A 21,214-nucleotide genomic window follows, 5' to 3' on the forward strand; every position below is an offset into this window, starting at 1 on the left:
GCTTTCATCCGTGATTAAATCGCATCTTCCGGTGCGTTAAGGTCGCGACCGCGTGTTTCCGGTGCCACAAACGTGGTCAGGAAACCGATACCTGCCATCACCGCAAAATAAGTGGCAATCGGCCACCAGTGACCCGTCCAGGCCAGCAGTGCCGACGCTACCAGCGGTGCCGTACCACCTGAAAGAATTGACCCCAGCTCTTTAGCCGTGGCCATTTTGGTATAACGATGATGAACGCCAAACATCTCCACGCCCCAGGCCGCCTGTACGCCGAAGATCCCCAGCGATGCCAATCCCATCCCGACGACGATCGTACTGATGACAATGGCCGGTTCACGCGAGTCCAGCAGCATAAAGGCCGGGAACGCGTAGAGGATCAGCAGCAGGCAGAAGCAGCGATAGGTAATACGGCGACCAAAGCGGTCCGACAACCAGCCCGCCAGCGGGATAATCAGGAAGCCCAGCAGCGAAGCAATAAACACCGCCGTGGTCGCCACCGATTTATCCACTGCCAGCACTTTCACCACATAACCGATAATAAAGCCCTGCGCCAGATAGGATGGACCGTTCTCACCGATACGCAGACCAACCATGGTCAGGAAGGCACGGCTACGGCGCCAGAATCCACGGGTATCCTCTACGACGGGCGCGGCGGCCAGCACCTGCTCACGTTCGGCTTCCAGCTCTGCTTTTTTGCGTTCAAATACCGGGGTTTCACGTAAGTGACGACGGATCCATAACGCCACCAGCGCAATCAGCGAACTGCACAGGAACGGAATACGCCAGCCCCACTCTTGCAGTGATTGTTGGTCCATCTGCACCACCGCCAGCCAGACCAACGATGCCAGCAGCGTGCCGCTGTTAGAACCGAGCGCAATAATGGAAGAGACCAGACCGCGACGCTGCGCGGGTGCGTATTCACCCAGCATTACCGTACCGCCGGACAGCTCTGCACCCGCACCAAAGCCCTGACTAAAGCGTAGCAGCACCAGACACGCCGGTGCCCAAAGGCCAATAGAGGCATAGCTGGGGATAAGACCAATCAGTGTGGTGGAGGCACCCATCAGGATGATGGTGGAAACCATAACGACTTTTCGACCTTTACGATCGCCGAGCCAGCCAAAGAACAGTGCGCCAATCGGACGGGCAATAAAGCCAACCGACCAGGTCGCGAAGGTAGAGAGGAGTGCCATTTCTGGCGTTGCTTCGGGGAAGAAGACATCACCGAAGATAATCCCGGCGGCCAGCCCATATAAAGCGAAGTCGGCATATTCCATTGCTGTGCCAAGCCAGCACGAGAATGTTGCCCGCCAAAAATCCTTACGCCCTTCCGGGGTGGCTAAACGTTCATCTGCCGCCGAGTTGGCCGACATTGCAGTATCCTGTGCAACGCTTTGAGGTGTAGACATGAAAAATTCCCTGATGTGAGGAGTTTTATTCGGCGCCATCCCTGGCACGCACTCCTCCGTCGGAGGAAAATTCGCCAGTGAACAGGCCGTGTTATAAAGCCATGACGAAAGGTCGTTTACCCTAAATAATTCGAGCTGCAGGAAGGCGGCAAAGGAGCGAACCCCGATGAGCTTACTGAAGTAAGTGATTCGGGTGAACGACTGCAGCCAACGCACATGCAACTTGAAGTATGACGGGTAAAAAGGTTCCCTGGTGTTGGAACGCTATATTCGCTTTGCGCCGACGGTCTAAAATTGACCAATCGTATAAGTAACGCGAAACAAATTTGACCTTCACGTAGCTGCTAACCATCAAGCACCGTGAATTTTCACTACGCAGCTATTGTATCTACGCGTGTAGATAAATCAAGGTAACGAAACGGCAATCGTTAGATTTTCTTGACATTCAACACAACTGATTGCTTAGAAAATCAATAAAATCAATGAAATAAATCGTCCAAAAAACATGCGATTTTTTTTCACTATTGAAACCGTGCGCAAACTTAAGGCAAATGAAGCTGAACACGCTTTCAACACTGACGTTTTAGCCCCCGAGTATTGCGAAGAGATGACAATCTGCACATTAGCTTCAGGTTTGTGTTTGTCGGGGGGGATGGTTAAGCTGAAAAACACACTTAGAGCCTGGCCCAGTAGGCGTACATTAATGGCAAATAAAATAGCCTAATGGGCCAGGCACTTATCAGGCGGGAAATAATGACGATTACATTAATGCGCCACGGCAAGCCCGATCACTCTCTGCCAGGCCGCCGCTCCTCACTGGCGATGGCGGAATGGTGCGAGGCCTACGATCTGGCCGAGATCTGTGACCTGCCGCCAGAACGCAGCCTGAGGCTGGCCGCAGAGGCGGATTGGATTGTCACCAGCACATTACCGCGTGCCATTTCGTCGCTGGCAAAACTCGGCAGGCAGGCCAACCGGGTCGATGCAGTCTATCGTGAAGTGGCACTGCCCGTTATGCCGCTGGCCTTCCCGGCTTTATCGCCGCTGCTGTGGCTGCCGCTGCTGCGGGTGATGTGGCTGCTGGGCTACGCCGGACAGGTAGAGTCTTACGCTGAGGCAAAACAGCGTGCGGTGCTCGCCGCCGATCGCCTGATCGCCCTGTCTGCCGAAGGCAATGTACTGCTGGTGGGTCACGGCATTATGAATAAGCTGATTGCACGCCGCTTACGTCATCTTGGCTGGCTGGGAGAGAAACACGCCAGCAGCCGCTACTGGAGCAGCGCCATTTATCATCCACCGGTGATTTAGCGCTAAAGGCGCATGAGAGCAGGTCTGGAGAGATAATGGTTATGATTCAACCAGTTCGCGATATCGTATTTTTGCCTGGAAATGCATCATACACATGTTAAGCGCTGGATCGTGCCGCAGAGTTACATTATAATCCTGCGCCTCAGGCCCCATAGCTCAGTTGGTTAGAGCACGCGACTCATAATCGCTTGGTCGCTGGTTCAAGTCCAGCTGGGGCCACCAAATAAAACAAGGACTTAGACAGGAAACTGGCTGAGTCCTTTTTGTTTTCTGGCGTTACAGGTGAGGTAGTGGGTGATGTCATCCACATGCTGCATCACCTGCTATCAGCACACAGAACATAGGAGCCTGTTTGACAGACTCGACAAGAAAGTGAGTGAGCGGCGTGACAAAGAAGCCGGCTTCGTCAGCCTTAAACAAATTTGCTTGTAGTATGAGATCTGTCAGGCCATCAGCGTCATGGCAAGATCTTGCCGCGCTTATCAACGTTAATTAGAAACGGGCAATACTTATCTTCGTTATGCAACGGGTGGGCATCTGTGGTCTGTGCTTCGCTGTTGTGTGCCCTGATTTTCATCATTAGTGGGGCGAAGCCTGGCGTGAAGAAAGTTTTGACTATATACCCCAATCTACTCTGACAGATTGTTACAACATAACACGTCCTGCGCATTCAGGATGTCTTCTCGCTTTTCATTGAGTCGGGTAGCCGCGTAGACATCGATATTCAGCTTTGACGATTCGTGATCGGACAGCTCCCGGTAGCATAGCCCCTCCTGATTGAACGTGCACTTTGACTGCGGCATCAAGGCAAACCCCTTGCCCCGGGCGATGTGGGTGAGCATAACCAGTGAGTCATCTGGCTCTTTGATCCGCTTAAGCGGAAACCTGAGCCGATCGAAGTAGCTTTCACACTTATCGTAGAAGGTGGGATTGGCGCTTCTTGCAAACCAGAAGAGCGGTAAATCACAGATGTCTTCCAGCGAGACTTTTTCTTTCAGGCTTGCAGGATGCATAGCCGGCATTGCCATTAACAGCGGCTCGCGGTAGACCCAACGGTACTGGACGATGTCTTCATGACCAGTGCCTTTCTCGCCGGTGAGCACAAGATCAAGCGTGTTTTTTGACAGACATTGAAGCAGCTGCGCCGATGTCAGATTGGGAGTTTCAACATCATCGCCGGCATCCAGTTTATTGAGCTGTTTGTTGATAGGCTCTATCAGCTCAAAATTCAGCGTACGGGTGAGACCGATACGCAGATTCTTCTTTGAGGAAGGTGAAGCCGTTTTCATTTCGCTGAGCTGCTGAAGGAGCTTCTCTGCCCTGATAACCAGTTCGCGACCAGCCTCTGTCAGACTGACCTCGTGCGTGCTGCGGCTGAACAGCTGTATCTCCAGCACAGCTTCCAGGCACTTTATCTGACGGGTCAGAGGAGGTTGGGTCATCCTGAGACGTTCTGCGGCTCTGCGGAAGTTCAGCTCATGTGCGACAGCGAGAAAGCACTGAAGCTGCTTAACGCTGGGGAGGTTGCTACTGATTAAATGTTCTGCAATTGCCATAGATTCCATCCTTCAAATAGAAAAATTATTCTATCTTATTTATACGTAAAGATATAACACGGAATTTCATTTCAGAAAAAGGCTCTTTTACAGTAATACAAAATTTATATTACACATTTAACAATTCCACCTGCGTCACAGATTGATAAATTACACTCGAAATCTAATCCCATATCCTTTCGGAGATAATAATGTCATCTAACTATGTGCTGGTGTCTCGATTCCCATTAAAAAATACTGTTTCTGCTGATACTTTCTCGTCATTAAAAAACACTGAGAGCACGCGCTATTATTTTTGTGAAGAACAGGGTGTAAATGAATTACTGGAACTTCGTTCGTTTAACGACATTAAAGAAGTATCATGGGTGGAAGAAGAGATGGAATCTATGTTCCATCAGTTTGCTGACGTTCTTTCCGCGGATATTCGCAGAGAACTTCTGAAGTTTGTCGAGTCACCTATCGACAGCAAGAGAGATCTCCCTGAGACAAAATATATTCAGCTGCGCCATGTTGAAGTTCCTGCACACAATTATCAGCAGTATCGCCAGTGGCGCGACGAAACGATCTTCAACGTTGTAAGAGATAATAAAGACAAGATCGAAAGCTTTGAAGCTTTTCACTCGCTCATCAGTGGCGTGCCAGGTGTGATGTTCATTTCTGCGTTCAATGGCGATAAAGAAACGTATAAAGAAGCCTTTACCAATGCACGCTACCAGGAAATCATTCAGCAGGCAGGTGATAACTATATTACCGGAGGAAATGAAGGTCTCTATACCCGTATCTATCGCGCTTGTTGTTGCTGAGGAATGATTCATGAATTGTAAGAAACTGGTTGTTGTCGGCGATAAATTCAATGAATTCGCAAATGGAAAAGATGTCCTGACTATTTCTCAGCTGGAGCTGTTAACGCAAATCCCTGCAAATATCATCGATAAAGAACATGAAATTATTATCGGGCAGGGTGTACGTAAGGATTTTGCCGGGAAAGTGCTTTCAAATCAGGCGAGAAATACCATTCACGGCAATAAACTAAAAATGTGTTCTCTTGAAAAACTTGTTAACGATAAAAAGAATGAACACTGCCATAAACGGCTGGAGCAGAATGTCCTGATAGGTCCTGCAGAACAGACTGAGCACAACAGTAATCTTTTTGCTATGCCGCTGTTGATCGATGAGCGCTGTGAGCTGATGGCCGATCATCAGACCGGTCAGCATATTCAGGGAATGCTCCTGGTAGAGGCAAGCCGTCAGGCGTTTATCGCCATTACTGAAGAATTTATCTACAAGCAGGAAACGGGGCGTTACTACGTCATTAACAGCATGGCGATAAACTTTTCGAGTTTTCTGTTTCCTTTACCTGCGCTGGTTCATTTTGAGTACCTTGAGAAGGACGTTAATGACCGCCGTGGCCGTTTCAAAGCCCAGGTGCGCGTAACGCAGCATCAGATGCTTTGCGCCAGCATGGACGTCTCATTCACCGTATACCCTTCAGGGCTGATTTCTGAGAAAGAGAAATCCCTGGCTGAGGCGGCTATGCAGGCAGCGATAGTAGAACATCAGGGTGCGACCTTTGAGGTAGCGCATGCCTGAAATAAGCAGTCAGAAATACCGTCTGACTGCTACCACGCAGGGGCCGCTTTATCCCCCTGCGGAGGTAATGGATCAGGATGGTAACTTTGTCGTGGTCGGTATGGTGCCAGGAGACAACGGCCTGGCATGGCGCAGCATGATTGTGGCGGCAGACAGCCCGCTTCCGGGCTTTGGAGAAACGGCACCCTACAAAATATTGCGTGATATCGATGACATGTCACAGGCAGAACTGAAGGACGTGATCCTGCATACCCTTCCGCTGCCGGTACCGCTGAATAATTACGGGATGCTGTTCGCGCCAGAGCAGCGGCCACAGGCTAATACCGAAAGCCGGCCTAGCCTGCCTTTGCATGAAGGCTACATCGCAGATTACCGCAGCAGTGACGGTAAACGTCAGATCCCGCCTGTCACGCTGGCAGACTGGTTACGCGCTGAAGGCAGTCTTGAGGTGTTTCTGTCAGGAGACAGCCGGCGCGCGCTGTTCAGGTTCTCATTTCGCAGCCTGGTTCCCGACAGTGTTTATACCGTAATGAGCCTGCGTGAGCAGGATCTGGCAACTGAAAATCCAAGCCGGCCAGGACCGCTAGGTATCCCTAACGTATTTATTACCGACCACGATGGCAATGCGGATTACTGGGCGGAGTTACCCGATCCGTTCCCGGCACATGAACGCAATGATAATCGGGTAATTAACGTGGTTGTCCTTTATATGAGTTCCCGCCAGAGCTACGGGGGCGCAATTGGGCTGTATGGGCTGGGTGGTGATATCCATGCACATCTGAAACTGAAAAGCCGCTCATTCGATGAATTAATTACCGTAAAGTGAGTTAACAATGCCATTTGTACATATCACGACCTGGCCTGCTAAAGACGAAGGCGACATGCTCAGGCTGCATGAAGACATTACCTATGCCGTGCATAAAAACACCGGAGCACCGCTGGATAAAATCTCTGTAGTGATTTCTGAAATACAGCCCTCACGCTGGTCTGATGCAGGTATTCCCGGGGATCATAAAGATTTCCCGGTAAAAAGCCGAAGAAAGAGTTACGAGGAATAAGCTTTGCAGAAATCAGCCGCATTTTTTGATGTCGACGAGACCCTTATAACAATTAAAAGCATGTTTGATTTTTACGCATTCTGGTGTCGTGAAAATAATGAAATGAACACGCTTGAATGCTATATGACGCAGTTTAAGGAAAACGTTCAAAAAGGAACGAGTCGCGAGTATCTGAACAGAGAGTATTACCGACAGTTCTCTGGGGTCAGTTATAAAAAACTGGAAGAGGTGGGTGAAAAATGGTTCCGATCACAGTGTGTCAAAACTCTCTTTATTAACAGTGCCGTCGCAGCCCTTAAGCAGCATCAGGCAGAAAACAGACTGACTATCTTTGTTTCAGGATCGATGCGTCCTGTACTTGCACCGGTTGCCCGATATCTGGGTGTCACGGAGATTCTCTGTGCCCCACTGGAACTCACTGAGGCAGGAACACTGACAGGTGAAATAGGCACGCCGCAGACCATTGGCAGTGGCAAACGGGAGGCACTTATTGCGTTCTGTCGCGGAAAAGAAATCAGTCCTGCGGATTGCTATGCCTATGGAGACGATCTCTCCGATATTCCCATGCTTGAATCCGTCGGCCATCCGATTTGCGTAGGAAAGAAGTCATCGCTTGCCAGTCATGCGATTCACCAACACTGGCCCGTTATTTAAATCATTCCAGAGGTAAAAAATTATGAACGTAGAAAGCACTCCGCAGGATATGACCTTAAGGTCGTGGCTTGCTCTTTTTATTCTGGCTCTCTCAACGTTTACGATCGTCACCACAGAGCTGGCACCTGTTGGCCTGCTGACGCCAATCGCAAACGGCCTGCATGCGTCTGAATCAGCCGTGGGTATGACGGTCTCACTGTATGCATGGGTAGGTGCACTGAGCGCACTTTTTGCATCAGTGTTTCTGGGCAATGTGGCCAAGAAGCGGCTGCTGCTTACGCTCACCGTGATCCTTTTCCTGTCTAACGTACTTGCCGCGACGGTGAGCACTTACACGGTACTACTGGCTGCACGTGTGCTGGGAGCGCTGGCACACGGTGCATTCTGGGCAATGATTGGGGCAACGGCCGTTTCCATTGTGCCGACAAGATATATTGGCGCCGCTACCTCAATCGTATTTGGTGGCGTATCTGCAGCCAGTGTGTTTGGCGTGCCGGTTTCAAACTATATCGGCATTCACTTCGGCTGGCGGCAGGCGTTCTGGCTGATGGCGATACTCAGCGTGGTGGCATTTGCCGGTATCAGCGTGCTGATCCCACAGATCACCAGCAAAAGCGCAATTGGCTTTGAGGCGCTCAAAAGCGTACTGAAATCATCTGCACTGTGGAAAATCTATTCTGCTACGCTGCTCGCTGTCACCGCGCACTTTGCTGCCTTTACGTACATTGAACCCTGGCTGCACACGCAGCATTCACTGGCCACATCGGTTATTCCGGCTGTGCTGTTTGTATACGGTATTGCGGGACTTGCCGGCAATTTCCTGACCGGCATGATGATTGATAAATATCTCAAGGCGACAGTATCCATTTCAGTACTGCTCATTTGTGCGGTACTGGTATTCCTGGGAACATCCGGTTCAGCGCTTTCAGGCACTGCTGTCTTCACCGCTATGGTTATCTGGGGCGTGGCAGTATCCGGAATCTTTGTGGGCTTCCAGACGTGGGTCCTGCGCCTGGCTGAAGATAAAACCTTTCCTGCCTCTGCGGTTTACGTTTCATTTTTCAACACTGCTATCGGTATCGGTGCCTCTGCCGGTGCGTGGATGGTATCCGCATTTTCAGTTCCGATGCTCTACGTCGTAGCTGGCGTGGCCATCGGGCTCTCTGTACTGCTGGTGGCGGCTATCCCGACGCGCGTGGCGTCTGCACAAAACGTTCTGGAGAAATCTTATGAGTGAAGCTAGCGATCTGACCCGTTATGGCAAAGACATCATGGACCGCCTTGAACCCGGTCTTGCCGATAAAGTCACCGGACGACTGGCTGAACTTGATCCTTCATTACCGGCCCTGATCACCGACTACGCATTTGGTGCTGTGGTGGGGCGCCCCGGACTGGACCTCAAGACCCGTGAAATGCTGACAGTGGCATCACTTGTCACGCTGGGTAATGCGATGCCGCAGCTGGAGCTGCATATGAGAGCGGCTCTCAATACCGGCGTCACGCCCGAGGAGTTGCTTGAAATCGTAATTCAGATGGCGGTTTATGCAGGCGTCCCGGCTTGTATGAATGGCCTGACTGCCTATCGTGCCGCAATGGCGGCAACCGGGCATACATTACCCGGTCTGAAAGGAAAAAGTGCATGAATGAAGTAGTGATTGTTTCTGCAAGACGCACGGCAACCGGTGCATTTATGGGTGTACTGTCCGGGCACTCCGCCGTCGCGCTGGGAAGTCATGTTATACGCGCGCTTCTTGAAGAGTCCGGCGTCAAAGCCAGTGAGATTTCACAGGTCATTATGGGACAGGTTCTGACCGCTGGCTGCGGTCAGAACCCCGCACGCCAGTCCGCACTGAAAGCCGGACTGCCTGTCGAAACACAGTGTATGACCATCAACAAAGTCTGCGGTTCGGGCCTGAAATCGGTTCATCTGGGTATGCAGGCACTGCTCACCGGAGAGGCAACGTTTGTGATTGCTGGTGGTCAGGAAAGCATGTCCAGTGCACCGCATATCCTGACATCGTCGCGTACCGGGACACGTCTCGGAAACAGCGAGATGAAAGACAGTCTGGTATCTGATGGGCTGTGGGATGCTTTTGATGATACCCACATGGGCGTTACTGCTGAAAACGTGGCGGATGAGTTTGGTATCACTCGTGAAATGCAGGACGAATTCGCGCTTTTATCTCACATGAAGGCAATCAGGGCGCAGGAGCAGCACCTCTTTGAACGCGAAATTGTTCCTGTAGAGTGGCAGAACAGAAAGGGTGAAACGCAGAGGGTTGATACTGATGAAGGTCCGCGTCAGACCAGCATTGAAAAGCTCGATAAGCTCAAACCTGTATTCAGAAAGGGGGGCACAGTAACTGCTGGTAATGCCTCCTCACTTAACGACGGTGCCGCCGCTGTTCTTCTGTGCACCCGGCGTACGGCTGAGGCACAGGGATTGCCGGTGCTGGCTTCTCTGGGAGAGTTCACCAACTCAGGTATCAAGCCGGCACTAATGGGTGCCGCTCCGATACAGGCAATCACAGACTGCCTTACCCGTTCAGGCTGGAAGCCAGAAGACATTGAACATCTCGAATCAAATGAGGCGTTTGCGGCGCAGGCTCTCGCAGTTATCGCTCAGACAGGCATTTCACAAGAGCGCATCAACCCTTACGGTGGTGCTATCGCGCTTGGTCATGCTATTGGATCGTCGGGGTGCCGTATACTGGTCACGCTTGTACACGGCCTGATACGAACCAACAGCCAACGCGGTATGGCTGCACTGTGTGTTGGCGGTGGCGAAGGTGTCGCGCTGAGCGTTTACCGGCAGAAAAGCTAACAGTCAGCCGTCGTATCCAGAAATTAAAAACCGGGCAATGCCCTAATGCTGGTCACTTAAGGTGATCAGCCGTTTTTCTCGCCGAATATTTCTGTGCATTTACTCTTCGTTTCCGAGGGTAACTTCGCTCTCTTCTCCCCCGGTAATACCCGCCATTTTCTTTCTCATACAACGTTGTTAGCTCGCCACTCCTGCCGCACCAGTTCTGGCAACTTGCTGCGTAACGTCCAGCGACTGTCCAACATTCCCTGTTTCACTTCCCGATAACCCCGTTCGATTTTCCATCTGTGTCGATATAAGTCACTGATATTATTGCCCGGATAGCGATTCTGGTCTGTACGTACGACTTGATATTGTGTGTGTGTTTTCAGCGGCTGAAGGCAGCGCTGTTTTCCGGCGTGTCTGCCGTGCGCCAGACAACACCATCCATGGATTCAAGAGGAAGTTTGTGTTTGCGGAGCGTGACAGTGTCAGTCAACGTTAACGCTTTCTGAATGAATTCAGCAGGAATGAGGTCTGAGAGGCTACGGGCGTACTCTGGGAAGGTGGCATTGATCATGCCGAGGGCTTATGAAAGTTCCATTTAAAAAGGGTCCATGATGAACATGAACCCTTTTTATACCAGCCACCGGATCGGCATTAGGGCATTGCCCGGTTTTTTTATGAGCTCAGTACTCAGGCGTTAACGCCTTTCATGCCCTCCTCAGAGTAGCGGCCGCCTTTGATCTCAACGCGCTGATGAATGTTGTTCAGCAGGGTGATATCGGTTGCTTCCAGAACAATATTGGCCGCCTGCGCATTCTCGGTCAGGTAACTGATGTGCTTGGTTCCTGGGATAGGCACCAGCTTGTCATACTGTGCAAGCAACCAGGCCAGCGCAATCTGACCCGTAGTGCAGCCATATTTTTTCGCGAGCGGGCCCATAACGTCAAGCAGCTGAGCATTGTGATCAAGACTCGACTGGATGAACCGCTCATTGTTTTTGCGGAAGTCACCTTCTGCAAAATCACTATTATTACGATACTTACCGGTCAGGAAACCTCTGCCCAGAGGAGAGTAGGGAACCAGACCAATGCCCAACGCTTTCACAGCCGGCAGAATTTCCTGTTCAATATCGCGCGTCCAGAGTGAATATTCGGTCTGCAGGGCTGCCAGCGGGTGTACGGCATGTGCCCGGTGCAGGGTAGCCGCAGAGACTTCACAAAGACCGATGTGGTTAATCTTGCCTTCTTTAACAAGGCGGCTCAGGCATTCCATGCTCTCTTCGATGGGCGTCGCCTGACTGACCCGGTGCAGATAAAAAAGATCAATACGTTCAACGCCCAGTCTTTTGAGAGATTCATTACAGCAGCGGGTGATGTAGTCAGGCTGGTTGTTGATGGTGCGGGCGTAGGATTCATCAGGCGAGCGATCGATGCCACACTTGGTGGCGATTTTGAACTGCTCACGAGTCGTCTTGTCCAGACCGGCAAGAAAATGGCCGATCAGACGTTCATTGTGGCCACGGCCATACAGGTTTGCGGTGTCAATAAAGGTGATATCGAGGTCAACGAGTTTATGTAAGAGCTTCAGGGAGGCCTGATCGTCAGTCTGACCATAAAATTCGCTCAGCCCCATGGCACCATAGCCAACAGAACTGACAGAGAGGTTTTGAGATAGATTTCGGGTATGCATAAGTTCTCCTTTTTAAGCTATCTGATTGTTTCATCTCTATTCCAATTGATGAATTGTCATTTTCGTTATGCAAAAAAAGTATCGGACTGCGTGTTTAGATAGTTGGTATGGCTTCAATATATATATTACCGGTATGACGCTGTCCGAGAACGATACGTGGGGCGTTTACGTACTCAGCCCACTCCCCCTACGGGGAGGTGACGAGTGACATATTAATTGATAGGATACCTATTCATTTATCTATTCACTTATCTATTCACTCAGTGATTCAACATTATGCCTGATCGCTTCGACACAATACGCCAGTTGCTCAGTCAGGGGCCAATGCAAGCACGGCAACTGATTGAAAAAATGGAAATTAGCCAGCCAACACTGTCCCGCGCATTGAGGCAGCTTGGTGACGATCTTGTTCGATTCGGGGCGGGTCCCTCTATTCAATATGCCCTGCGCGATACCTGGCGCAGATTCAGGTCTGCACCTGTTCACCGCATCACCGATGAAGGGCGCGTTCAGCCTCTTGGCGAGCTGATTCCGGTTCGCCCTGACGGGTTTGTCATGGTGCAAACCGACAATGTGAGCCTCCATAGCGACGGGCTGCCGTGGTGGCTGTTTGACATGCGACCGCAAGGATATCTCGGGCGAGCCTGGGCATCGACGCACGCGGTCGGGCTGGGCCTGGCGGCGAACCCAGAGCAATGGTCAGACGCGGATGTGGTCAGGGCGTTGCTCGCACAGGGTCATGATGCGATCGGCAACCTGCTGATAGGGGAGCAGGCACGGGAGCGTTTCCTGGAGATGCCAGAACCCCACCCCGTTGATCGCGACACAACCTACCCCGCGCTGGCCGTGGCGGCGGGTGCGGGTGAGGCGCCAGGATCATCTGCGGGTGGTGAACAGCCGAAATTCTGTACCTATACAGAACGTGGCCATGTGTTAGTGAAATTCTCGGCCCCGGATGACAACCCGGTTAGCGAACGCTGGCGCGACCTCCTGCTGGCCGAACACCTGGCGCTAAAGGTGCTGGGTGTTAAAACAGAGGTATTTGATTTTGCTGGACAGCGTTTCCTCGAGATCCCCCGATTCGATCGCATTGGCCAAATGGGCCGTGTCGGCGTCTTCTCGCTGCGGGCACTGGATGCAGAGTTTGTCGGTAATGCCAGGGCTTCATGGCCAGCGCTGGTCAATAGCCTGATTACGGAGGGGCATGTCCATCCTGATGCCGCCGTCGACACCGCACGGCTTTGGGCATTCGGGGTCCTGATTGGCAATACCGATATGCACCACGGAAATCTGTCGTTCATCAGTCACCACGGTCGCCCATATCACCTCGCACCGGCCTATGACGTTCTGCCTATGGGGTTCGCACCCAAAGCGAGTGGCGCAATCGTGAACGAGCTCCGACCCGCGTCACTATCGGAAGTGATTAGCGGAGAGATCTGGCGGGAAGCACTGGATCTGGCGGAGAACTTTTTTGCTATAGCCAGCAACTGCGATCGCTTTTCTGCCAGTTTCACCCCGTGCCTTGAGGCCTTACGCCGCCACCTTGACGAGGCCAGATCGCGTATCGCCCGCCTGGGATAAGAAGCGGGTTCAACGTTATTGGGCGGTAAATTTCCAGGTCAATACTTTCCCAGATAAATTCATAACCACTTGATTAAAAACAATTAAAAATAAAAATAGATACAATGGCGAACCATCAAGAACAAACCAACATTATAACTCCGATATCGCTTGGTCGCGAGTTCAAATCCGGCCATTTCAATGAGATTTTATCTTTTAAATCAGTATATTAAACAAATTTGAAATGAGTGGCTTTTTTGTTTTTATACCCATATTGTAATACAAACAAGTCTAAGCCCCGTTCATCCTATTCAGGTGTAGGATGAATGGGGCTTAGGGTGAGACATAAAATCAATCTTGCGTATAATAGCCGGATTAAAACTTTAAGAAATTCTGAGTATGCAAAAATTGAAAGCAATTGATTTGTTTGCAGGTGCTGGCGGTTTTTCGCTTGCAGCTTTTAAGGCAGGCGTTGATGTTCAGGCGGCCATCGAACTTGATAAACTGGCATCTGAAACGTACTACAAAAACCTTGTCATCAAATTTGGTGCACAAACTCAGGTATTTTCTCAAGATATCAATGATGTGGATATTGATTCGTTGATGCGTTTTCAAGGTTTAAAACAAGATGAACTCGATCTTTTGCTCGGTGGCCCGCCATGCCAGGGATTTTCCTCACACAGAATCAATGATGCAGGCATAAACGATCCAAGAAATTCCTTATTACTCCGCTACTTTGATTTCGTCAGGAAGCTAAGGCCCAAAGTTTTTTTGGTTGAAAATGTACCAGGGCTACTTTGGCCTCGCCATGCTGAATATCTTGACAATTTTATCAGCCTGACAAGAGAGCACGGCTACCAAGTCATTGGTGATAAACCTTACGTCTTAAATGCCAGAGACTATGGTGTACCACAGAACCGCAAACGAGCATTTATTCTGGCAGTCAGAGACGATATTCAGACTAATGACTTATTATGGCCACCAGAAGCAACGTACACCAAGACTGGCCAGCAAATTTGGCCCACGGCGTCCTCTGTTTTTGAACGCCCTGCTCAGTCAATATTGATTGAATTTAAAGAACGGTTAGTTGAAAAATTTAATTTCACGGCTGAAATGGCAGAAAGTTGTATAGATCAACTGCAATGGGGGTCACCGATAGCACAAGATGATTCTTGTGCTATTCACATGATACATTCAAAAGAAATGACTACTCTTTTCGAAAACACCCCACTAATGGGAGATAGAATCGAGTCCGGTAGGCAACTAAATTGCCATAAAAATTATGGTGGTCATTTGGATGTATATGGCAGGATTTATCCTCACTTTCCATCAAATACTATAACAACAGGATGTAACAATCCATCTAAGGGGCGTTTCGTTCATCCCTGGCTACCACACGGTATTTCATTGCGTCATGCTGCCCGCTTACAAACATTTCCTGATGATTATACTTTTGTGGGCGGAACGATGGCGATAGCAAAACAAATTGGTAATGCGGTTCCGGTAAAGCTTGGTGAAGCATTACTCGGTGCGATAATAAAGCTGTTATCAAAACAGCCCTCCCTAAGCAGCAAAGATGCCAGGGAGGTCAATTGTAATAAGGATTATACATATGACGAGGCACGTCACGTTTCAGACTCGGGCAAGGACAATCGATCATCTTGGGCGGGAACAAATAGCTGACTGTCCGACGGCAATCTCCGAACTATGGAAGAATGCTTATGATGCTTATGCTCGGCAAGTAGGACTTCACATTTTTGACGACGAGCTGAAAATCGCCGCTATTGTGGATGATGGTCATGGTATGAACCGGACTGAGTTTGAGTCTAAGTGGCTAATCGTAGGCACTGAGTCTAAAACCAATGGTTTTGACATCCCTGAGGATGACCGCGACGGTTTACCTAAACGCCCCAAGCAAGGCCAGAAAGGTATTGGTCGTTTATCCTCTGCGGCACTTGGCCCCCTATTGTTATTGATTTCTAAACGTAGGAATAGTGATTTTGTTGCAGCATTAATTGACTGGCGGTTATTTGAAAACCCTTTTCTTTATCTCAATGATATCCGGATACCCGTCAGGGAATTTAGCAAAAAAAACGATCTATCTGAGGTGTTGCCACAGTTATTTGACCAGATGATGGGAAATATCTGGGGAGAATCTGATGATCCAGCACGTACTATTCGTATAGCTGATGCATGGCATGCTTTTAGTCAGCAAGAAAAAGAAGATGGACAGGAAAACACCACACAAGAAAAAATTGAAAAAACTCTAATTGAAGAAATCTTCCTAGATAAACACTTTAACAAGTGGCCAGTATGGTCAGGTGAGTCTTCGCATGGCACAGCTATGTTTATGGCTGATGTACAGTATGATTTATATGTACAGCTATCAAACACTCCCCTTGAGCAAGCAGAGGATACTGAAAAAAGTACTCGGGAACGATTTTTTCAGACATTATCTAACTTCACCGATCCATTTTCACGTGACAACGAACCATTAATTAACGATTTTAACTACAATGTGTTCGGATGGATAAGCAATGTTCCGCGTACAATTATTGGACAAGATAGAGAATTTGACATTCGTAATCTTGAAAACCTTGAACATATTATTGAGGGGACAGTTGACGGCAATGGATATTTTAGGGGTAGAATTCGAGTTTTTGGGGATTGGATTGAAGACTATGTAATCAAGCCTAAACAAATTTACAAGACCCGTAAGGATAGTGCCTTTGGTATTTTTCATCTGCGCATTGGATCATTCGAACATAATTTCAACAGTTCATCATTAAATGAAGGACAACATGCCAGTTTTAAAGAACAAACCGAAAAATATGGTGGATTAAGAATTTATCGAGATGGGTTGCGTGTGATGCCTTATGGGCGAGCAGATAGTGATTATTTTTCTATTGAAGAACGCCGCTCAAAAAACGCCGGTCAATTCTTCTGGTCCGGCCGCCGAATGTTCGGACGTATTGCTATTAGTCGAGAGCACAATCCAAATCTGAAAGATAAAGCGGGCCGCGAAGGATTCATAGAGAACCGAGCATCAAAATTATTTCGTGAAATAGTTGAAAAAATACTTATCGACTCTGCCGAAAAGCACTTTGGTCGAAAAGCTAAAGACAGAAAAACAACAATTGAAGACTTAAAAGAAAGCAAAGCCTTATTAAAAGCAGAGGAAGATAGAAGTAAATTACTCACTAAAGAAAGAAACCGTATCCGCACTTCAATAAAACGTAATTCAAGCTCTCTTACATCACTAGTATCTATCATTTCAGAATTTCGCGATAACTTGCAGGGAAGGATAAATTTAAATTCAATTGATGAACTGCACTCATTAAAAAACACAATTGATAAATACTCCGAGACAATTCAGGAATACTCCCTCAGTCCTATACCAACAAGCTTAGGACGCCTTGAAGACGATTACCGTGCTTATAGGAAAGAAGAACTTTATTGTAGAGAAGTAATAAAATCACTAACTTTTGTAATCAATAAAGCGATTACTGACTCTACACAGAAAAGTGATTATGAAAAAGCTTATGAAGTGTACCGTAGTAAACTTTCAACGATAAACAATGCAATTACTCGCTATGCTGGACGTGGTAAAGAGATGCTCCTTAAACAGCAGGTAGAGTTAGAGGAACTTATCAAGTATTGTCGAGAGCAATATAAATTGGTGATGGAAGATAGCCTTGAGGATCTCAAACTTTCTCGGGCCGCATTACCTCAGGTTCTTGACAAACTAGATTCGGAACAGCAACGCATAGAAATTGAGAATGCTCAGAAGCTTTCACCTTATATCACTGCACTTGAACGTATTAACGAACAAATCGATCTGGAAAGTTTGGCCATACATAGTATGAATGAGACAACAAGGCACCGTGAGGAACTTGCACGTCTCCACTCACTGGCTCAGCTTGGAATAACAGTTGAAATTATAGGCCATGAGCTTGAAGGGTTAGATCAAGAACTGACTCATTCTTTGAAATCTATTAATAACGGGCAACTTTCTCAATCCCAACAAAGAAACATTGACACTGCGATAACATGTCACAATTCATTAATGGAAAAATTAAAATTCCTATCACCTCTAAAATTATCGGGTAAGAAAGAGATAAGGAAAATAACTGGGCATGAAATTGAGAAATATACCTCTACATATTTCTCAAAACAGTTAGATAATGCAGATATAAAACTATCATTTACACCTGAGTTCAGAAAAATAAGCATCATTGATCTCCCATCAAGAATACTACCAGTATTTATAAATACAATAAATAATGCAATGTACTGGGTTCAACGTAGAGATGACAATAAAAAGGAGATATTACTATCCTTCGTTAACAATGAAGTCCTTATTAGCGATGATGGGCCTGGTGTTGACAAAGACGATCTTGATAGCTTATTTACTTTATTTTTCACACGAAAGCAGAAGGGTGGAAGAGGTGTAGGCCTGTATCTCTGCAAACAAAACCTCATGGCAAGCGGACATAGTATCCGTTACGAAGTAAGAGATGATTTTAAAGCACTTAATGGTGCAAATTTCGCTATTAAATTTAAAGGATTAACTCATGACTGAAATGACACAGGCATATTCAAATCTGATAAAAGAAGCTTTTATAACACCGATCCGAACGGTCACAGTCATTGATGACGAATATCCTACTTTTTTATCCTTACTAGATTCACAAAAGCAAGTATCTTTGGATGTAAAATCAGCCTCCTCAAATACTGATCGCTTAAAAAAAATCATCGCCATGTGTCATTATAAACGCCATTGGAGTATTGATGTTTTAGACGGGAGCACTCCTAATGTTGGTGGAAAAGTTCCTGTTCCTTCTCACATCCGTCACAGCGACTTAGTCATACTTGATTATCATCTTGATGGTGATGGTTCCGTCGATGGTGGTAAACGCGCCCGCAGAATCATTCAGCAATTGGACCAAAGTAACCACTACAACCTCACTTTGGTACATACAAAAGGTCAAGACGATGACATAAAAATAGTTTTCACTGAAATCCTTAAAGATTTCATTTGCATTAGCAATGACAACCAAACAATTCCATCTGAAGCTACCATTGAAAAAATCAACAACTGGCTTGATGAAAATGAAGATGGCATTAAATATCAGTGGATCACTGAAAGCATAAACTTAGTAAAAGTTCTTAAGATATTTTTATCACCTGAGTCTTTGCGCTGTATTAACCCACGAGTAAAATCTCACCCGCTACATGCATTTTCATCGGAAATAAACCACGTAGCAAAACAAGCGGGATTATCAGACGTTGAGTTGATGCAATGGCTCTTCACAGATATCCTGACCAAAAATGAAATTGTTTTTGGTCAGGATACACGTATGGATCTACAGTTTGATTGGAGTGAGGAAACAAATTTCATCAGCACTGGTAAAATATTTATTTCTGTAATCAGAAAAGAAAATACAGAAGACCTTGAAGAAGAACTGATTGGTTCGCTGAGCAGAGCACTGACAAAACATAATGCATCTCCAATGCAACTGCTAATGGCAAAAATTCGTTTTGAACTTGATGAAAAAGGAATTGAACAAGCATCTAAAATAATTAGCAATCGATATGCCCAAGCTGGATGGCTCTATAATCTTCTCAAAAATTCCAATGACGATTCAGCTCATGACAAAGCAATAAATCTTCATTGGGAACAGCTTGCAACTGCATCACGTTTAGAATTAAGAGATTTCTCTAAGAAAATAATGAATATTGCCAGAGAAACTTTCCCCTCTGATGAGAAAAAATTTGTTAAACATTTCTTTAATGAATGCATGACCGAGCAAGATATTACCTTAGGCCATCTGAATGCATTTTCATGCTCAATGCCAGTATGTAATAGCCACTTGATGACAGGAACTGTACTTGATATTGAGGGTGAGAAATGGGTTTGTATAACTCCTGCATGTGATTTAGTCCCCGGCCAGAAAAAAACACAATGGGAATCTCGCATTGGTGAGTCTTATTTGGTTTTTAAAGCCGTAAGGTTTGAAAAGGCAAATCTTAACACCGCAAATAAAAAAGCGAACTTTAATGACTATATTTACCTTAACGTAGATGATAAGCCTGAAGCTTACTGTCTTGGTGGAGAGAATCCATGCTGGGACACATTCTATGCTGTTAACCAAGGTCGTTATGTTAATAGTTCGCAACTATGCATTCTCTCTGTAAGGGAAAACAACAACCCTGACGCCAAATTTCCTCTTGAGATGAAGGAGTTGCAAGTTAATGTAATTGCTGAGTTACGCTATGAATATGCCTTAAATCTATTACACAAATTCGGCTCTTCACAAACAAGAGTTGGGCTAGACTTTCAAAATAAAGAAAGCATGTGGTAGTTTATAACATTATAAATAGCTGCTTAATCAAAAAATATTAAGCAGCTTCATTTCTGATGAATAATATAAAGAGTATAATCCCCCCTCACGACTAACAAATCCAGGTAGCTACTCCACCCGCACCACCACCTTCCCTTTCGCTCGCCCGGTCTCAATATAGGCCAGCGCGTCTTTGATCCCGGCAAAGGGAAATACCCGGTCCACCACTGGCTTAATCACCCCGGCCTCCACCAGTGCGCTAATCTCACTGAGCTGCGCCCCGCTGGCGCGCATAAAGACAAACGAATAGCGTATGCCGCGCCGTTTAGCCTGCCTCCGGATGCGGTAACTCAGCAGGCGCATCACCTGCTTCAGCCCCCAGGAGAGCCCCTGTTCCGTGGCAAATGCCGGGGTTGGCGGGCCGGAGATGGAGATCAGCTGGCCGCCGGGTTTCAGCACCTGCAGCGATTTTGCCAGCACATCACTGCCCAGGCTGTTCAGCACCACATCATAGTCATGCAGAAGGGTGGAAAAATCCTGCGTTTTATAGTCGATAACCACATCAGCCCCCAGCGCTTTCACCCATGCCACATTGGCTGTGCTGGTGGTGGTGGCAACGAAAGCGCCAAGATGTTTGGCAAGCTGGATGGCAATGGTGCCCACGCCGCCGGAACCGGCATGAATCAACACCTTCTGCCCTTTTTTCAGTTTTGCGGTCTCCACCAGCACCTGCCAGGCCGTCAGGCTGACCAGCGGAAGCGAAGCCGCTTCTTCCCGACTGAGATTGTCAGGTATTAACGCCAGGTCGTTCTCGTTAACCGCAATGTACTGCGCGAAGGTGCCAATTCGCTGCTGGGCAGGCCGCGCATAAACAGGATCGCCAGAGCGAAATCGGGTCACCTCAGGCCCGACACTCACCACCACGCCCGCCACGTCGTTACCCAGAATCAACGGCAGTTTATACGGCAGAATCAACCTGAACTCGCCTTTACGAATTTTGGCATCCAGCAGATTCACGCTGGTTGCCTGCACCCGGATCAGCACGTCATCCGCCCGCAGTTCGGGTTCAGGTCTCTCAGTGAGGCGCCCGATGTTTTTGCTGCTGTAACCCTCAATAATAAAGGCTTTCATCACTGTTCAGACCTCGATGTCGCAGGGGGCAACGGTGATCAGAACGGCAGGGATCGTGTTCATCGTTGCTCTCTTCTGTGGAATTTATAGATGACGATTATCATCA

Annotated in this window: 18 protein-coding genes, 1 tRNA gene and 1 pseudogene; 14 read left to right on the top strand and 6 right to left on the bottom strand. The window is 47.9% G+C overall.

Annotated features, from left to right (window positions below):
* Positions 1-14: 14 nt before the first annotated feature.
* A complete protein-coding gene (locus LJN55_RS20080; protein ID WP_167863334.1) occupies positions 15-1,409 on the bottom strand; it encodes an MFS transporter in 1,395 nt (464 codons plus the stop codon).
* A 753-nt stretch (positions 1,410-2,162) separates the two neighbouring features.
* On the opposite strand from LJN55_RS20080, the gene LJN55_RS20085 reads away from it, so the two are divergent.
* Both LJN55_RS20085 and LJN55_RS20090 read left to right on the top strand, forming a co-directional pair.
* Positions 2,163-2,717, top strand: coding sequence for a histidine phosphatase family protein (locus LJN55_RS20085; RefSeq protein ID WP_133842430.1), 555 nt, complete (start codon positions 2,163-2,165; stop codon positions 2,715-2,717).
* 145 nt (positions 2,718-2,862) lie between these two features.
* A tRNA-Ile gene (locus tag LJN55_RS20090) sits at positions 2,863-2,939 on the top strand.
* A 407-nt stretch (positions 2,940-3,346) separates the two neighbouring features.
* On the opposite strand, the gene LJN55_RS20095 is transcribed toward LJN55_RS20090, so the two are convergent.
* A complete protein-coding gene (locus LJN55_RS20095; protein ID WP_133842431.1) occupies positions 3,347-4,273 on the bottom strand; it encodes a LysR family transcriptional regulator in 927 nt (308 codons plus the stop codon).
* Positions 4,274-4,464: 191 nt separating this feature from the next.
* Here LJN55_RS20095 and LJN55_RS20100 point away from each other — a divergent pair, with 191 nt between their 5' ends.
* From LJN55_RS20100 to LJN55_RS20135, 8 genes are read left to right on the top strand one after another with little or no spacing between them, the layout of a single operon-like run.
* Entirely contained in the window at positions 4,465-5,076 is a 612-nt protein-coding gene (locus LJN55_RS20100) for a hypothetical protein (RefSeq protein WP_227535132.1), read from the top strand.
* A 10-nt stretch (positions 5,077-5,086) separates the two neighbouring features.
* A complete protein-coding gene (locus LJN55_RS20105) occupies positions 5,087-5,863 on the top strand; it encodes an AfsA-related hotdog domain-containing protein (RefSeq protein ID WP_133842433.1) in 777 nt (258 codons plus the stop codon).
* A complete protein-coding gene (locus tag LJN55_RS20110; RefSeq protein WP_227535133.1) occupies positions 5,856-6,689 on the top strand; it encodes a hypothetical protein in 834 nt (277 codons plus the stop codon). The genes LJN55_RS20105 and LJN55_RS20110 overlap by 8 nt, the downstream gene beginning before the upstream one ends.
* Positions 6,690-6,696: 7 nt before the next feature.
* Complete coding sequence (locus LJN55_RS20115; protein WP_133842435.1) at positions 6,697-6,921, top strand: tautomerase family protein; 225 nt, start codon at positions 6,697-6,699, stop codon at positions 6,919-6,921.
* 3 nt (positions 6,922-6,924) lie between these two features.
* Positions 6,925-7,575: an HAD family hydrolase gene (locus tag LJN55_RS20120; protein ID WP_227535134.1), complete on the top strand. Its 651-nt coding sequence runs from the start codon at positions 6,925-6,927 to the stop codon at positions 7,573-7,575.
* A gap of 22 nt (positions 7,576-7,597) precedes the next feature.
* Complete coding sequence (locus tag LJN55_RS20125) at positions 7,598-8,812, top strand: MFS transporter (protein WP_133842437.1); 1,215 nt, start codon at positions 7,598-7,600, stop codon at positions 8,810-8,812.
* Positions 8,805-9,218, top strand: a complete 414-nt coding sequence (locus LJN55_RS20130; protein WP_133842438.1) for a carboxymuconolactone decarboxylase family protein — start codon at positions 8,805-8,807, stop codon at positions 9,216-9,218. The genes LJN55_RS20125 and LJN55_RS20130 overlap by 8 nt, the downstream gene beginning before the upstream one ends.
* Positions 9,215-10,399 (top strand): acetyl-CoA C-acetyltransferase, encoded by a 1,185-nt coding sequence (locus LJN55_RS20135; RefSeq protein WP_159336844.1) that lies wholly within the window; start codon positions 9,215-9,217, stop codon positions 10,397-10,399. The genes LJN55_RS20130 and LJN55_RS20135 overlap by 4 nt, the downstream gene beginning before the upstream one ends.
* Before the next feature lie 188 nt (positions 10,400-10,587).
* On the opposite strand, the pseudogene LJN55_RS24080 reads toward LJN55_RS20135, so the two are convergent.
* The 3 genes and pseudogenes from LJN55_RS24080 to LJN55_RS20145 all read right to left on the bottom strand — a co-directional run.
* Positions 10,588-10,737 (bottom strand): annotated as a pseudogene (locus LJN55_RS24080) (transposase); the annotation flags it as partial.
* 29 nt (positions 10,738-10,766) lie between these two features.
* Positions 10,767-10,958, bottom strand: a complete 192-nt coding sequence (locus tag LJN55_RS24085) for a transposase domain-containing protein (RefSeq protein WP_167863376.1) — start codon at positions 10,956-10,958, stop codon at positions 10,767-10,769.
* Between the two features lie 116 nt (positions 10,959-11,074).
* Positions 11,075-12,073 carry an aldo/keto reductase gene (locus tag LJN55_RS20145; RefSeq protein ID WP_133842440.1) on the bottom strand — a complete coding sequence of 333 codons (999 nt, stop codon included), beginning with the start codon at positions 12,071-12,073 and terminating at the stop codon, positions 11,075-11,077.
* A gap of 276 nt (positions 12,074-12,349) precedes the next feature.
* Here LJN55_RS20145 and yjjJ point away from each other — a divergent pair, with 276 nt between their 5' ends.
* From yjjJ to LJN55_RS20165, 4 genes are all read left to right on the top strand, one after another.
* Entirely contained in the window at positions 12,350-13,654 is a 1,305-nt protein-coding gene (yjjJ, locus tag LJN55_RS20150) for a type II toxin-antitoxin system HipA family toxin YjjJ (protein ID WP_227535135.1), read from the top strand.
* 378 nt (positions 13,655-14,032) lie between these two features.
* On the top strand, positions 14,033-15,316 hold the full coding sequence (locus LJN55_RS20155) for a DNA cytosine methyltransferase (protein WP_227535136.1): 1,284 nt from the start codon (positions 14,033-14,035) through the stop codon (positions 15,314-15,316).
* Positions 15,246-18,215, top strand: coding sequence for an ATP-binding protein (locus LJN55_RS20160; RefSeq protein ID WP_227535137.1), 2,970 nt, complete (start codon positions 15,246-15,248; stop codon positions 18,213-18,215). Before LJN55_RS20155 ends, LJN55_RS20160 begins: the two co-directional genes overlap by 71 nt.
* The gene (locus LJN55_RS20165) at positions 18,208-19,998 is read left to right on the top strand and encodes a response regulator receiver domain (RefSeq protein WP_227535138.1); all 1,791 of its coding nucleotides are present in this window, start codon (positions 18,208-18,210) and stop codon (positions 19,996-19,998) included. The genes LJN55_RS20160 and LJN55_RS20165 overlap by 8 nt, the downstream gene beginning before the upstream one ends.
* A gap of 108 nt (positions 19,999-20,106) precedes the next feature.
* Here the strand turns inward: LJN55_RS20165 and LJN55_RS20170 are convergent, their stop codons facing one another.
* A complete protein-coding gene (locus tag LJN55_RS20170) occupies positions 20,107-21,108 on the bottom strand; it encodes an NADP-dependent oxidoreductase (protein ID WP_227535139.1) in 1,002 nt (333 codons plus the stop codon).
* Positions 21,109-21,214 lie beyond the last annotated feature (106 nt).

The sequence above is a fragment of the Erwinia rhapontici genome, from assembly GCF_020683125.1.
Taxonomy (GTDB): domain Bacteria; phylum Pseudomonadota; class Gammaproteobacteria; order Enterobacterales; family Enterobacteriaceae; genus Erwinia; species Erwinia rhapontici.

Coding starts and splice junctions, on each gene's coding strand:
- LJN55_RS24085 (WP_167863376.1), bottom strand. CDS start 10,958: ATGATCAATGCCACCTTCCCAGAGTACGCCCGTAGCCTCTCAGACCTC.
- LJN55_RS20125 (WP_133842437.1), top strand. CDS start 7,598: ATGAACGTAGAAAGCACTCCGCAGGATATGACCTTAAGGTCGTGGCTT.
- LJN55_RS20170 (WP_227535139.1), bottom strand. CDS start 21,108: ATGAAAGCCTTTATTATTGAGGGTTACAGCAGCAAAAACATCGGGCGC.
- LJN55_RS20160 (WP_227535137.1), top strand. CDS start 15,246: ATGACGAGGCACGTCACGTTTCAGACTCGGGCAAGGACAATCGATCAT.
- LJN55_RS20115 (WP_133842435.1), top strand. CDS start 6,697: ATGCCATTTGTACATATCACGACCTGGCCTGCTAAAGACGAAGGCGAC.
- LJN55_RS20095 (WP_133842431.1), bottom strand. CDS start 4,273: ATGGCAATTGCAGAACATTTAATCAGTAGCAACCTCCCCAGCGTTAAG.
- LJN55_RS20145 (WP_133842440.1), bottom strand. CDS start 12,073: ATGCATACCCGAAATCTATCTCAAAACCTCTCTGTCAGTTCTGTTGGC.
- LJN55_RS20100 (WP_227535132.1), top strand. CDS start 4,465: ATGTCATCTAACTATGTGCTGGTGTCTCGATTCCCATTAAAAAATACT.
- LJN55_RS20110 (WP_227535133.1), top strand. CDS start 5,856: ATGCCTGAAATAAGCAGTCAGAAATACCGTCTGACTGCTACCACGCAG.
- LJN55_RS20085 (WP_133842430.1), top strand. CDS start 2,163: ATGACGATTACATTAATGCGCCACGGCAAGCCCGATCACTCTCTGCCA.
- yjjJ (WP_227535135.1), top strand. CDS start 12,350: ATGCCTGATCGCTTCGACACAATACGCCAGTTGCTCAGTCAGGGGCCA.
- LJN55_RS20080 (WP_167863334.1), bottom strand. CDS start 1,409: ATGTCTACACCTCAAAGCGTTGCACAGGATACTGCAATGTCGGCCAAC.
- LJN55_RS20105 (WP_133842433.1), top strand. CDS start 5,087: ATGAATTGTAAGAAACTGGTTGTTGTCGGCGATAAATTCAATGAATTC.
- LJN55_RS20155 (WP_227535136.1), top strand. CDS start 14,033: ATGCAAAAATTGAAAGCAATTGATTTGTTTGCAGGTGCTGGCGGTTTT.
- LJN55_RS20130 (WP_133842438.1), top strand. CDS start 8,805: ATGAGTGAAGCTAGCGATCTGACCCGTTATGGCAAAGACATCATGGAC.
- LJN55_RS20165 (WP_227535138.1), top strand. CDS start 18,208: ATGACTGAAATGACACAGGCATATTCAAATCTGATAAAAGAAGCTTTT.
- LJN55_RS20135 (WP_159336844.1), top strand. CDS start 9,215: ATGAATGAAGTAGTGATTGTTTCTGCAAGACGCACGGCAACCGGTGCA.